Raw genomic sequence first — 13,138 nt, forward strand, 5'->3', positions numbered from 1 at the left:
CGCCGGCGACAGGGAGGAAAGCGGCTGGCGCGTCCGGCCGCTTTTGTTATATCCGGCGCGGCATGCGGGCCGCCGCGGCGCGCCGGTTCACGCAAGCCGCAAGCGGCCCGCGTATCCGGCCGCCATGGCGCAGCGGCGTGTCAACCGCCATAGATGTCGAAATCGAAGTATTTCGACGCGAGCCGCTTGTAGGTGCCGTCCTTCACCATGTCGAGGATCGCGCGATCGATCTTCGCTTTCAGTTCCGCATCGTCTTTGCGCAGCCCGATGCCCGCGCCGACGCCGAGCACTTTCTCGTCGACGAGTTCAGGGCCGACGAACTGGTAGTTCGCGCCGCGCGGCGACTTCAGGAAGCCGATGGCGGCCTGCACTTCGTCCTGGAGCGCGGCGTCGAGCCGGCCGGCGAGCAGGTCGGCATAGACGCCGTCCTGGTTCTGGTACGACACGACATTCGCGCCTTGCTTGGCCCAATACGCCTTCGCATACGCCTCCTGTGTCGTCCCCTGTTCGACGCCGACCGACTTGCCTTTCAGCGAATCGCCGGTCGGCAGGAGCGGCGAGCCCTTCTTCACGACGAGACGGGTCGGCTGGTTGTAGATCTTCGTCGTGAAGGCGATCTGCTCGGCGCGCTGCGCCGTGATCGACATCGACGACAGCACCGCGTCGAATTTCTTCGCCTTCAGCGCAGGAATCATGCCGTCGAAATCGTTTTCGAGCCATACGCACTTGGCCTTCAGGCGTGCGCAGATCTCATTGCCGAGATCGATGTCGAAGCCGACGAGCTTGCCGTCGGGCGCCTTCGACTCGAACGGCGCATAGCTGGCGTCGGTGCCGAAGCGAATGGTGGTCCAGTCCTTCGCGGACGCAGTGCCTGCCGATACGGCGAGCAGGGCGATCGACACGGCTGCAATCAGTCTCTTCATGGTGTGCGTTCCTTGGCGTGGTCTATCCGGTTCCGTGCGGCAAGACATCGAATGAAGCGGCTCGCACGCGGCCGGCGCGAGCGGCGCGGACTGCTTGCCCGGTGACGCGTCCGCACTGCGACTATACGCAGAAAATAAAATCGCAGTCCAGAATGGACAAAAAATATCGAACGTGGAACGGGCGCGGGAACGTGAACGTGGGTGACCGAGATGCGTGCATCGGAAGCAAGGCAGGCACGTCGACCCTTGCAAAAATGCAGAAGTGGACTAATCTTGTTGATGAATTTGTTTTGAGACTAACGGTCATGTCCGAGCCCGCCCGTATCCCGCATCCCACTCCGCCCCAGGCCACGGTCGCGCAGATGTCGGCGGCCGGCTTGCGTGCCTTTTTCAATATCGCGCGCGACTGGGCACTGACGGCCGACGAGCAGATCGTCCTGCTCGGCTCGCCGGGCCGCTCGACATTCTTCAAGTGGAAGGCTTCGCCGGAATCGGCGCGCCTGCCGCGCGACACGCTCGAGCGCCTGTCGCTCCTGCTCGGCATCTACAAGGCGCTGCAGATCCTGCTGCCGCAGCCGGCCGCCGCGGATGCGTGGGTCAAGCGGCCGAACGACGCCGCGCCGTTCGGCGGCAAGCGCGCACTCGATCGGATGCTGGCGGGCAACGTGGGCGATCTCGTCGCCGTGCGGCAATATCTCGATGCGATGCGAGGCGGATGGGCGTGACGATGCCGACTGTTCCGGCCGCGTCGATGGACTGGCCCACGACAACGCTCGACTGGGCGCCGGCCTATCGCATCATTCCTACCCGCTTTCCGGCGGTCAATCTGTTCGACCGCGTTGCATCGGCGGACGATTTCGATGCGCTTTACGCGCTCGAATCGCTGACCAACGATCGCATCCGGAACGAGGTCGGCATCCTCGATCTGGTGCCGTCCGGCGAGCGCCGGTATGGCCTTGGCTGGGGGCCGATCATGGCCGCGTTCACACACCTGAATCCGCAGGGCAGCCGTTTCTCGGACGGCAGCTACGGCGTGTTCTATTGTGCGCGTTCGCGCGATACGGCCATCGCCGAGACCCGCCATCACAGCAGCCTGTTCCTCGCGGCGACGCAGGAGCCGCCGATGCGTCAGCAAATGCGCCTGTACACCGTGGTGGCGCAAGGCGAGGTCGCCGACGTGCGCGCGTGGCGGCGGCGCGATCCCGCGCTGCTCGATCCGGTTCACTACGGCGTTGCACAGACGCTTGGCCGCATGGTGCGCGACGCGGGCGGCGCAGGAATCGTCTATCCGTCGGTTCGTGATACGCAAGGAGAATGCCTCGCGGCGTTCCGCACGACCTTGTTGCGCGATTGTCATCACGCGGCCTATCTCGAGTACAACTGGAACGGCTCGGCCATCGACGCGGTATTCGAATTGAATCAGGTGGGATAGACGGCCAGCCGGCGCGGCGGTCAGGGCAACGGCCAGCTGCGTGCATGCCGCTCGCGCGCCTGCGCCTGCGATACCGACCAGCTCGCGCCGGTGCGCGGCTCGACGAGCGTAAGGCGTCCGGCAGGCGCGAATGCGCCAGTGTCGATGAACCACTGCGAGCCGATCCGCAGCGGCGCACGTACCGGCGTATGGCCGGTACAGGTCAGCGACAAACCCAGTTGCCAGGCCGGATCCGCGAGCCCTTGCACGAGATCGCGTCCCCAGATCATCCGCTCGCGCACGAGCGGCGCGTAATCGCCGGCATCGAGATCGGCATCCGAACCGAAGAATTCCGCATGCAGCACATTGAAGCGCGTCGGTCCTTCGCCGATCACGCGTACGAGCGGCAGCGCATCGACGCGCGCCGCATGTGCGCGCAGCCGTTCAGGCGGCAAATCCGCGCCCCAGTCGCCGCCGATGCCGCGCCACGCGTCGGCAGGCAGCTTGCCGCGCGCGACGCGGCACAGCACGTCTTCGTGATTGCCACGCACAACGAAACACCACGGGCGATCGAGCAGGTCGAGCGCGGCTTCGGATTCGGGGCCGCGGTCGACGAGATCGCCGACGGAGAACAGTCGATCGTGCGCCGGATCGAAATGGACGTCGTGCAGCAGCGCGCGCAGCGCGTCGAGACAGCCGTGCAGATCGCCGACGACGAAATCGTGGCCGGCCACATTCACGGCATGGCGGCAGAGTGGGGGCGAAGCGCTCATGGCTTTATCTTAGGCGCTCGCGCGGGTGGTCACGATCGGATGGAATGGGGATAATCGGGACGCCGGCAAAACGGGCCGGAACCTTTCCATTTGCCTTCAAGATTTGAACATGACGTTTATTCCACTGGTATTGCGCAACCGGCCGCGCATGGTTGCGGCAACCGTCGTAGGAGTACTGTGCGCGATGGCGCTTCCCGGTCCGGGGACCGTGTCGGCGCGTGTGCTGGTCGGCTGGGACTGCGGCGTCTGGGTGTATCTCGCGATGATCTGGGTACGCATGGTCACGGTGCACCATCACGAGGTGCGTCAGCGGGCGATGCGCGAGGATGAGAATGCGACGATCGTGCTGACGGTCATCTGCATGGCGACCGTCGCGAGCGTGGCGGCGATCGCGATCGAACTGGCGACTGTGAAGAATGTCGGTTTCCGTGCCGGGCTCGGTCACTACGCGATCACCGCCGCGACCCTGTTCGGCGCGTGGTTCCTGATCCCGACGATTTTCACGCTGCATTACGCGCGGCTCTATTACGGGTCGCCGGCCAGCGAGCGGACGCTCAAGTTCCCCGACAGCAAGATCGAGCCGGACTACTGGGACTTCCTGTATTTCGCGTTCACGATTGCGGTCGCGTCGCAAACCGCCGACGTGTCGCTGACGAATCGATCGGGCCGACGCGCGGTGATGGCGCAGTCGATCCTGGCGTTCTACTTCAACATGGCCGTGCTGGGCCTGTCGATCAACGTCGCGGCCGGGCTGCTGGGCTGACCGCGGCCATGCGTGGGCGCGCATCGCATGCGTGCGCCCGGGGTCGATACGCAATTAATAATTACCGATCGCCCGCCGCCGGGCCGCCCATTCCGGCGCATACTGCCTTACTCCCTTCTGCTTGGCGACCCGCATGCCGGGCCCCCGGCGCCGCCTCGATGGCGCAACCGTGCAGCCCGGCACGCACGAGGAGCGCATGATGTCCGATTGTCCGCTCGATCCGTACGCGCATCACTACATTCACTGCTTATCGTTCGGCGCGCAGCCCTGCGGTGCGACCGGCGCATCGTCGCGCACGCATTTCCGAGTCTGGGCGCCGGGCTGCATGCAGGTTCAACTTGAACTGGACGCCGGCGATGGGCTGGCCGTCATCCCGATGACGAGCGCCGGGCCCGGCTGGTTCGAGACCTTCGCGGATTGCGGTGCGGGCGCGCGCTACCGTTACCGTCTCGACGACTCGGCGTCGATTCCCGATCCGGCTTCCCGCTCGCAGCCAGAAGGGCTCAATGGTCCGAGCGAAGTGGTCGACCCGCGTGCGTTCAGGTGGCGTTACACCTTCTGGCGCGGCCGTCCGTGGGAGGACATCGCGCTGTATGCGATCCAGCCGCACGCCGCGGGCGGTTTCGATGGCGTGCGCCGCCGTCTGCCGCAGCTCGCGCGTCTGGGCGTGACGGCACTCGAACTGCTGGCATCGCCGCACGACAGTCTGCCGTTCGCGCCGCTTGCGACCGCCGGCGGCCCCGATGCACTGAAGTCGCTGATCGACGCTGCGCACGGCTACGGCCTGGCGGTGCTGCTCGAGATCGACTATGCGCGCTTCGGCAGCGGCACCGAAGCGTTGCGTCACTATGCGGGGCCTTTCTTCCATACGCACGACGACCCGCTGCAACCGGCGCCGCTCGCGCTCGATCATCCGGAGGTCTGCGACTTCTTCTGCGACAACGCGTTGTACTGGATCGAGGAATACCGGTGCGACGGCCTGCGGCTGCGCGACGCCGATCGAATCGGCATCACGTGGCTGCGCGAGCTTGCGGACCGTGTGCGCGCGGCAGTGCCCTCCGAGCGGATGATTCATCTGGTGCTGGGCAGCGAGCGTCATCCGGCCCATCTCGCGGATACGCACTTCGACGCGCAATGGAACGGCTGCGGCGAGCGTGCGCTGCATCGGCTGACGGGGCGAGCGTCCGCGGCGCAGGAAGGCATTTCGGATCACCAGTCGATCCACACGCTCATGCGGGCGCTGACGGCGGCGGGCGCGGCGTTTCATCCGGTGTCGTCCGGCGAGGGCGGGATGGCCGACACCGCGCTGCCGCTTACGTCGCTCGTGCTGTCCGACGGCGTGTGGCGGGACAGCGGACAAGATCGCGAGGCGGGGCTCGCCGCACTCGCGCTGTCATTGCTGACGCCGCAGATTCCGCTGATTTTCGATGACGCCGCGCGCGATGTCGAGCGTGCGCATTTCGTTCAGTCCGCGCTGGCGGTGCGCGCGAAGCTGATCGCGCCACGGCTCGCCGATTGCCGGCCGCACGACGCGCACACACTGCGCGCCGGCGGTGCGGGCGAGTCCGATGCACTGCTCGCGTCGTGGAGCCTCGCCGATGGCGAAATGCTCAGCATCGCGCTGAACCTGTCGCCTGATCCGGTGGCGCAGTTCGAGGCGCCGGCGGGGCGGGTGGTGTTCGAAACGCCGGGGCGTGCGCGCGATCGGGTCGATCGGGGCGAGCTGCCCGCGTATTCGCTGGTCGCGTGGCTGACTGGCGACGTCAACCATTACGCGCTGACGCACGACGTGCGGCGCATGGACGAAGGGGCGTGGCGCGGGATACATGGCTGAGCGCGGCGCGCGTCACCAGAAACCGCGAATGCCGGCGATGCCGTGCGCGCCATACCGGCGCGCATCGGACAGATGCGCGCGCGTCATGCCACCAAGCGCATAGACGGGAATCGCGACCTGCGATGCCCATTCCGCGAATATCGTCCAGCCGAGCGTCGGCGAGCCGGGATGGCTGAGTGTCGGCAGCACCGGCGACAGCGTGACGAAATCCGCGCCGATGCGGGCTGCCTGTTTCAGGTCGTCAAGGGTATGGCACGCCGCGGACACGAGCCGATCGGCCGGCAACGGACGCCGCGCCGCGGCATGCAATGCCGCGCCGTCGAGGTGGCGGCCGGCGCCGGCGAGTTGCGACAGCGTCTTCGCATCGATCTTCCCGTTGAGCATCAGGCGCGCGCCGGCGGCATCGCAGCGCGCGAGCGCATCGGCGGCGAGCTGCGCAAACCGTTGCGCATCGAACGACTTGACGCGCAGCTGCACGAGCGTTTCGCCGCGCGCCAGCACGGCCGACAGATGATCGAGGAACGCGTGGCAGTCGGCATCCGTGGCCGACGCCGGTTCCGGCGTGATGACGTAGCAGGCCGGGAGCGGCGTGTTCATCGTGCGATGCCGTTTGTTCGGCCGTGATTCAAGCCGGCGGTGCGACCGTTGGCCGTCATTCGTCCGCGTCCTTGGCGATCTTCGGATAGACGCGCACCAGCACGATGCGCGGCCCGTTCATTTTCTTCACGACGACGTCGAACCGATCGAACGAGACGCGCTGTCCTTCGGTCGGCAACTCGTTGAGCGCCTGGATCACGAGACCGCCGACCGATTCCGCGCGCCCTTCGTCGATATCGATGCCGAGCGCCTGCTCGAGCGACACGACGGGCAGGCTGCCCTTGCCCATCAGTGTGCCGTCGTCGAGCCGCGTCCAGTCGGCATCGCCCTGGCGGAATTCGTCATGGATCTGGCCGACGAGCGCGCCGAGCAGGTTGTCGAGCGTCAAAAAGCCGATCGGCATCTCGCCCTTGTTGCCGACCAGCGCGAAGTGCGGCGCGCCCTTGCGGAAGCGGCGGAACAGGTCGAGTGCGGGCGTGTCCGGCTTCACGTACTGCACCGGACGCGCATAGTCGGACAGATCCTCGAGCGCCGCGCCCGCGTGGCGGGCGAGCAGCAGATCCTTCAGGTGAATCAGCCCGCATACCTGCTCACGCGACGCGTCCTCGAACAGCGGATAGCGGCTGAAGCGATGCCGCGCGACGATCTGCATGTTGTCCGCCAGCGGGAGGTCGCGGCGCAGCCCGATCATTTCGTTGGCCGGCCGCATCAGGTCGGACACCGTCATCGACGAGAAATCGAGCGAATGCGCGAGCGTGTTCCACTCGTCGTCGTTGTAAGCCGCGCGCGCCGCCTGCGACGCGGAGCCGGCATTGCGGCGGCTGCGCAGGATGAGCTTCAGCTCGTCGGTCGAATAATGCGCATCGTCCCCATGGCTCGCCGACAGGCCGGCGAACTTCAGCACCGTATTGGCGCTCGTGTTGAGCACCCAGATTGCCGGATACATGGCCCAGTAGAACCCGTAAAGCGGCAGCGCGACCCACAGGGCGATCTTCTCGGCCTGGCGGATCGCCATCGTTTTCGGCGCCAGCTCGCCGACGACAATATGCAGAAACGAGATCAGCGAGAACGCGAAGGCGATCGAGACGAGGTGCACGAGCCGCGCCGACTCGATGCCGAGCAGGGCGAGCAGCGGGCCGAGCAGATGCGCGAACGCGGGCTCGCCGACCCAGCCGAGGCCGAGCGAAGCGAGCGTGATGCCGAGCTGGCATGCGGAAAGATACGCATCGAGGCGGCGGTGCACGATCGCCAGGATGCGGCCGCGCAGGCCGTGCTTGCGGGCGAGCGTCTTGACGCGCGTCGCGCGCAGTTTGACGAGGCCGAATTCGGCCGCGACGAAGAAACCGTTGAGGGCCACCAGTAGCAACGCGCCGATGAGCGCGAAGATCTGAATCAAGGAATCGCTCCGGAAATGTCGAGCCCGTCAGTATAAGGCGCGAAAGGCAATCGTAATAATTGGTGCGGCGAACGTTTAGACCGTCGCTTCGCCGGGCAGCCCGAGTGTGATTGTCGCGGTGCCACCGTCGGTGAACGGATCGTGCGCGAACGTGCCGCCATGCGCGAGCGCGACGCGATACGCCAGCGCGAGCGTCCACGCGAACCCTTTCACATCGCGTTCGCGCAGCATGTCGCGGCGGGCGAACGGCTCGAGCACGTGCGCCAGTGCATCGTCGGCGAGTGCGGCGGCATGCACGTCGCCTGTCACGCGTGCGACGAGACGCCGGTCTTCGCGCACGCACGAGAGCGTCACGCGGCCGCCGGCGGCGCTCGCCTCGACGGCGGCAATCAGCATCGTCCAGAGCGCCTGCGCGACGCGCTCGCGGTCGGCGGTGCACGGCTGCGTGCCGTCGGTCAGTGTGGCATCGATCGTCACCTGTCGCGCGTCGGCGAGCCCGATGCGCGCGAGCGCGACCACCTCGTCGAACAGCGCGCGCAGCGCAAACGGCTGCGGTGTGAGGGTGAGCGTGCGGGTGGCGGCGCGCGGTGCGTCGAGCGCTTCGTCGATGAGCCTGGTCTGCTGGTCGATCCCGGAGCGAATGCCGGCGAGCGCGCGCTGCTGGTTCGGATCGGCATCCGCGAGCAGGCGCTCGAGCACATAGGCCCAGCTGTGCATGGCGTTGAGCGGGCTGCGCAGGTCGTGCGAGGCGGTCGACAGCGCCTGATCGCGGAGAAACAGTGCGGTTTGCGCGGCAAAGTGCGCTGCGCGTTCGCGCAGCAGGTCGGCGGCGGGAGCGGCGGAAGTGGACGTCACGGAGCGGGCCTGTCGGATGCGGTTCCGGGTGAAAGCGAAACCGCCATTATAGGGAGCGTGTGTGTCACGCCGGCAGCGCGTCCTCGTCTTCCTTCCGCGCATCGCCGCGTGGCAGCAACTGGCAGGCGAGCAGGCCGGCCAGCATCAGCGCGCAGCCGATCAGCGCGCGCAGCGTCAGGGTTTCGCCGAGCGCCGCCCAGCCGGCGATCGCGGCGAATACGCCTTCCATGCTGAAGATGACGGCCGCGTGCGCGGGCGCCGCATCGCGCTGCGCGACGACCTGGAGCGTGTAGCCGACGCCGACCGACAGCAGCCCGCCGTACAGCAGCGTCGGCAACGCGCCGCGCAGCATCGCCAGGCTGATCGGTTCGATGACGAGACCGACCGCGAGGCACAGCACGCCACAGACCGCGAATTGCATGAACGCGAGCACGAGCGGATCGTGCCGCCGGGCGAGATGGCCGACCGTCATGACGTGTGCGGCAATGATGACCGCGCCGGCCAGCTGGAACCCGTCGCCGTAGAGAATCGAGAAATGCTCGTCGATGCTGAGGAAATACAGTCCGACCGCCGCGAGCAGCGCGCCGAACCACGTGCCTGCGCCGATGCGGTGCCGTGCGAACACGCCCATCAGCGGCACGATCACGACGTACAGCGAGCTGATGAAACCGGCATTCGCGATGCGCGTGTACTGCAGGCCGAACTGTTGCAGCGAGATCGACACCGCGAGCAGTGCGCCGAGCGCGATGCCCGGCAGCAGCAGCGCGGGCGAGCGGCGGATCGCCGCGCATTGCGCGCGCGACGCCGGATTGAGCGCCAGCAATGGAACGAGCACCGCCGCACCGAGCAGAAACCGCAGGCCGGTGAACAGGAACGGCCCGATCACGTCGAGGCTGAGGCGCTGCGCGACGAACGCCGATCCCCAGATCGCGGCGGCGGCGAGCATCAGCAGGTTGGCGCGGAGGTGTCGGCGGGCATCGGTTGTCATGAAGGCTGGCAGGGCAGTGCGCTGACGAAACCCAACAGTCTACGCTGACATTGCGAGGCTGTCGGCAAGGCGTTGCAGGACGGCGGCTGTGCGAACGTCGCGCACGCGTGTGTACAGCACCACCTGCGAGTGCGGCAGCGGCGGCAGATCGAACTTCGCGCCGACATCGACCAGCGTGCGCGGTGCGACGCGTCTGGCCAGCGGGCACACCGCAAGCCCGGCCGCCGCCGCCGCGGTGACCGTCGCGATGCCGCCTCCGGTGAAGTGCTCGCGCCATGGCCGTCCCGCCTGATCGAGCGTGCGCAGCGCAGCCGCCCGTACGCCGCACGGTCCGGCCAGCACGGCGAGCGGCAGCGGTTCGTTCGCGCGCGGCGTCCAGTCCGGCGCGGCGAGCCAAACGAGCGGTTCGGTGAAGAGCAGCGTGCCGTCGTCGCGCGGCGGATCCTCGGCCGGTTCGTGACGCACGATCGCGGCATCGAGCCGCCGCTCGTCGTACAGCGCGAGCAGGTTCGTCGAGGTGCCGAGATGCATTTCGAGCGTGAGCGCCGGATCCAGCCGGTGCAGGCTTGTCAGCACGGCCGGCAGATCCGGCACCGCGACGTGCTCGCTGACGCCGAGTGACAGACGGCGCGACCCGGCCGAGATCGCGCCGAGCGCGTGCTCGTGCGCATCGAGCAGCGCGCGCGCCGCGGGCAGGAACGTTTCGCCGTCCGGCGCGAGCTTCACGGTCCGCGGCGTGCGGGCGAGCAGCGGCTTGCCGAGTTGGGCTTCGAGCCGCTTCAGCTTCAGGCTGACGGCGGATTGCGTGGTGCCGAGCGCATCGGCGGCGCGCGTGAAGCTGGCGAGATCGGCGACCAGCACGAACGCGCGCACCGTATCCAGATCAAGCATATTTATTTCAAATGTAAATGGATGAAATATGCATCAATGACTGTTCATTATAGATTGGCATCGTTAGCCTGACCTGGCATTCCCATTCTTCACATTCACAGTCAGGAGAATCGCCATGCCTTTCACCCGTATCGCATTGCGCGAAGGCCAGTCCGCCGCGTACCGCGCGGCGCTCGTCGACGGCGTGCACCGCGCGCTGATGCGCACGTTCAACGTGCCCGAGGACGATATCTTCATGGTCGTTACCGAACACGCGCCGGAAAATTTCGTGTTCGGGCGGCACTATCTCGACATCGAACGCAGCGACGATCTCGTGATGATCCAGATCACCGCGAACAACACGCGCACGCTCGAACAGAAGCAGGCGCTGTACCGCACGATTGCCGACAACCTCGCGGCGCAGCCCGGCGTGCGGCCGCAGGATGTCTTCATCAGCCTCGTCGAGGTGCTGAAGGAGGATTGGTCGTTCGGCGAGGGCGTGGCGCAATATGTCGTTTGACACATGGCAACGCGATGGAAGGCGCGTGTGAGCCCGCGCGGATCGGGCCGTGTACTATGAAAGCTGCATTGCGGGCCGATGCTGGCGGCAAGGACGCCAGCCAATACGCAGAAGCGAGGAGCTTCCATGTCGCGTGTGCTGGAAATCGTGTTGTGCATGTCGTTGGAAAGCTGGCAGGCCGCGGGCGCGAACCGTGGGCGGAGCGCGCAGCGTGACTTCGGCGCGGAACTCGGCCGTGCGTGGCGGATCTGCCCGCAGGTCAGGATGCGTCGCGGGCATGAGCGCGTGACGCTGGAGCCATGCCGGGTCGTCGAAGCGGAACCGCGCCCCGGCATGAACTGGTGGACGTGGGTCGAATCCACCACGCAGGGGCGCCGCGTTGTCGCGTCGTGCACGCAGCCCTTTGCGCCAGGCATCACGCGCCGCGAGATCTTCGACGCCGAGCACGCGGGCATCGTCGTTGCCCAGCCTGCGCCAGCCGATGCCGCCGATCTGCCCGGGCCGTCCGCCCGGACGGATCGGCGGATCCACCCTGACACACCAGAATCACCAGGACTTACGGTTCCGTCCGGCATGTCTGACACCCCGTCCGGAACCGACCAGCCGTCACCGGCGGAGGCCGCGCGCATGCGGCTCGTCAGCACGCGGCGGCGCGGGCGCTGGGCCGACGACGGCGGCGTGATCGTCGAAATGACGCTCGACGACTTCACGATCCATGACGGCGACGCCGTGCCGAGGCGGTACTGCGAATTGCGGCTCGCCGCGCCGGACTGGGATACGCCGGATGCACGCACCGCCGCGCTGCATGCGCTGTTTTCCGCTGCGCGCGAGCTGAGCGGCGCGTGGCCCGCGTTCGTGCAACTGACGAGCGTCATCGACCGGGCATGCGGCGGTTCGCTCGCGGGCGAAGCGCCGATCAAGGCGCGGCTTGTCGATCTGACGGGCATCCGCACGCAGCGCGCCGCGTTGTTCGCGCTGTCCCGCGACATCACGGATCAATGGCTCGGCAACGAAGCCGGTGTGCTCGCGCGTGACGATCCCGAATTCGTCCACCAGATGCGTGTCGCGCTGCGGCGGCTGCGCACGCTGATGCGGCTGTTTCCCCGCTTCGCCAACGGCGGATGGCGCGAGTCCATCGAGACCGACCTGCGCTGGCTGGCGGGACTGCTCGGTACGGTGCGCGATTGGGATGTGTTCTCGCGCGAGCGCTTGCCCGCACTGATTGCCGCGGATGGCGGCAATCCCGAATGGGCGGGCACGCTCGACGCGGCGCGGGCACAGTGCGCGGCCGCGCGCGTCGAGCTGCTGCAGGCGATGCATTCGGCACGCTATGCGCGGCTCACGATCGGCTGGCTCGAATGGCTGAGCGCGTTGGCGCTGCCGGCCGTGACGGACGACCGCGTGCCATCGCTGAAGCGGCATGCGTCCAAGCGGGTGCGCCGCCTGTTCGGTCGTGTGTATGGCGCGCCGTCGCTGACGACGCTCGATACCGCGGCCCGGCATCGCATACGGATCGACGCGAAACGTCTGCGTTACGCGCTGGAATTCCTTGCGTCGCTCGCGTCGCGCCGCACGCGCACCGAAACGGTCAAGACGCTCGCGCGGGTGCAGAGCGTGCTGGGGGATGTCAACGATACGGTGATCGCGTTGCATCGCCTGGAGCAGCTGGCGGCGCCGCCCTACCAGCTCGGCTTCGTGCGCGGCTACGGGGCGGCGCTCGAACGACATGCGGTGCGCGATGCCGAGGTTCTGCTCGCCAGCCTGCGTCCGCCGAAGATCGGCGGCAAGTCGGTCTGAACGGGCAGGCTGACTATCATGGCCTGCCATTTTTTCCACGCCGACTGATGCGCGACGATCCGCAATCGACACCTTCCGCCGAACCGCTCGAACTGGGCGGCGAACTGTGGCTGCGCGCCGGTTCGCGGACGCTGGGCGGCGCGGCGCGCATCGCGCTGCTGGCCGCGATCGGCGATACCGGTTCGATCACGCGCGCCGCGAAGGCGGTCGGCATCAGCTACAAGGCTGCATGGGAAGCGGTCGACACGATGAACAATCTTGCCGGCGAGCCGCTCGTGTTGCGCTCGACGGGCGGCAAGGGCGGCGGCGGCACCGTGCTGACGCCGCGCGCCGTGTCGCTGATCGACGCGTTCCGCGTGATCGAGCGTGAGCATCGCCGGTTCATCGGCGCTGCGAGCGCGGCCGTGGCCG

14 protein-coding genes are annotated in these 13,138 nt (G+C 67.4%); 7 read left to right on the forward strand and 7 right to left on the reverse strand.

Going from position 1 to position 13,138, the window contains the following annotated elements; translation table 11 throughout:
• Nucleotides 1–140: 140 nt before the first annotated feature.
• Complete coding sequence (locus KH616_RS05275; RefSeq protein ID WP_292237873.1) at nt 141–923, reverse strand: ABC transporter substrate-binding protein; 783 nt, start codon at nt 921–923, stop codon at nt 141–143.
• Nucleotides 924–1,228: 305 nt separating this feature from the next.
• Between KH616_RS05275 and KH616_RS05280 the strand changes: the two genes are divergently transcribed.
• The gene (locus KH616_RS05280) at nt 1,229–1,648 is read left to right on the forward strand and encodes an MbcA/ParS/Xre antitoxin family protein (RefSeq protein WP_292237874.1); all 420 of its coding nucleotides are present in this window, start codon (nt 1,229–1,231) and stop codon (nt 1,646–1,648) included.
• On the forward strand, nt 1,639–2,355 hold the full coding sequence (locus KH616_RS05285; RefSeq protein ID WP_292237875.1) for an RES family NAD+ phosphorylase: 717 nt from the start codon (nt 1,639–1,641) through the stop codon (nt 2,353–2,355). Before KH616_RS05280 ends, KH616_RS05285 begins: the two co-directional genes overlap by 10 nt.
• A 20-nt stretch (nt 2,356–2,375) precedes the next feature.
• On the opposite strand, the gene KH616_RS05290 is transcribed toward KH616_RS05285, so the two are convergent.
• Nucleotides 2,376–3,107 carry a metallophosphoesterase gene (locus tag KH616_RS05290; protein ID WP_292237876.1) on the reverse strand — a complete coding sequence of 244 codons (732 nt, stop codon included), beginning with the start codon at nt 3,105–3,107 and terminating at the stop codon, nt 2,376–2,378.
• Between the two features lie 109 nt (nt 3,108–3,216).
• Here KH616_RS05290 and KH616_RS05295 point away from each other — a divergent pair, with 109 nt between their 5' ends.
• The gene (locus tag KH616_RS05295; RefSeq protein WP_292237877.1) at nt 3,217–3,870 is read left to right on the forward strand and encodes a DUF1345 domain-containing protein; all 654 of its coding nucleotides are present in this window, start codon (nt 3,217–3,219) and stop codon (nt 3,868–3,870) included.
• Nucleotides 3,871–4,069: 199 nt separating this feature from the next.
• Nucleotides 4,070–5,704, forward strand: a complete 1,635-nt coding sequence (locus KH616_RS05300) for a DUF3459 domain-containing protein (RefSeq protein ID WP_292237885.1) — start codon at nt 4,070–4,072, stop codon at nt 5,702–5,704.
• Between the two features lie 12 nt (nt 5,705–5,716).
• Here KH616_RS05300 and KH616_RS05305 read toward each other — a convergent pair whose 3' ends face one another.
• From KH616_RS05305 to KH616_RS05325, 5 genes are all read right to left on the reverse strand, one after another.
• On the reverse strand, nt 5,717–6,301 hold the full coding sequence (locus KH616_RS05305) for a thiamine phosphate synthase (RefSeq protein WP_292237878.1): 585 nt from the start codon (nt 6,299–6,301) through the stop codon (nt 5,717–5,719).
• A 55-nt stretch (nt 6,302–6,356) separates the two neighbouring features.
• Nucleotides 6,357–7,697 (reverse strand): hemolysin family protein, encoded by a 1,341-nt coding sequence (locus tag KH616_RS05310; protein WP_292237879.1) that lies wholly within the window; start codon nt 7,695–7,697, stop codon nt 6,357–6,359.
• 75 nt (nt 7,698–7,772) lie between these two features.
• Nucleotides 7,773–8,552, reverse strand: a complete 780-nt coding sequence (locus tag KH616_RS05315; protein ID WP_292237880.1) for a HAMP domain-containing sensor histidine kinase — start codon at nt 8,550–8,552, stop codon at nt 7,773–7,775.
• 64 nt (nt 8,553–8,616) lie between these two features.
• Entirely contained in the window at nt 8,617–9,540 is a 924-nt protein-coding gene (locus tag KH616_RS05320; RefSeq protein WP_292237881.1) for a DMT family transporter, read from the reverse strand.
• A 39-nt stretch (nt 9,541–9,579) separates the two neighbouring features.
• Nucleotides 9,580–10,437, reverse strand: coding sequence for a LysR substrate-binding domain-containing protein (locus KH616_RS05325; protein ID WP_292237886.1), 858 nt, complete (start codon nt 10,435–10,437; stop codon nt 9,580–9,582).
• Between the two features lie 109 nt (nt 10,438–10,546).
• Between KH616_RS05325 and KH616_RS05330 the strand changes: the two genes are divergently transcribed.
• The 3 genes from KH616_RS05330 to KH616_RS05340 all read left to right on the forward strand — a co-directional run.
• Nucleotides 10,547–10,930 carry a tautomerase family protein gene (locus tag KH616_RS05330; RefSeq protein ID WP_292237882.1) on the forward strand — a complete coding sequence of 128 codons (384 nt, stop codon included), beginning with the start codon at nt 10,547–10,549 and terminating at the stop codon, nt 10,928–10,930.
• Between the two features lie 126 nt (nt 10,931–11,056).
• Nucleotides 11,057–12,727, forward strand: a complete 1,671-nt coding sequence (locus KH616_RS05335; protein ID WP_292237883.1) for a CHAD domain-containing protein — start codon at nt 11,057–11,059, stop codon at nt 12,725–12,727.
• 47 nt (nt 12,728–12,774) lie between these two features.
• The coding region (locus KH616_RS05340; RefSeq protein ID WP_292237884.1) for a LysR family transcriptional regulator at nt 12,775–13,138 on the forward strand (364 nt) is incomplete at its 3' end.

Source organism: Burkholderia sp., from assembly GCF_018375725.1.
GTDB lineage: Bacteria > Pseudomonadota > Gammaproteobacteria > Burkholderiales > Burkholderiaceae > Burkholderia.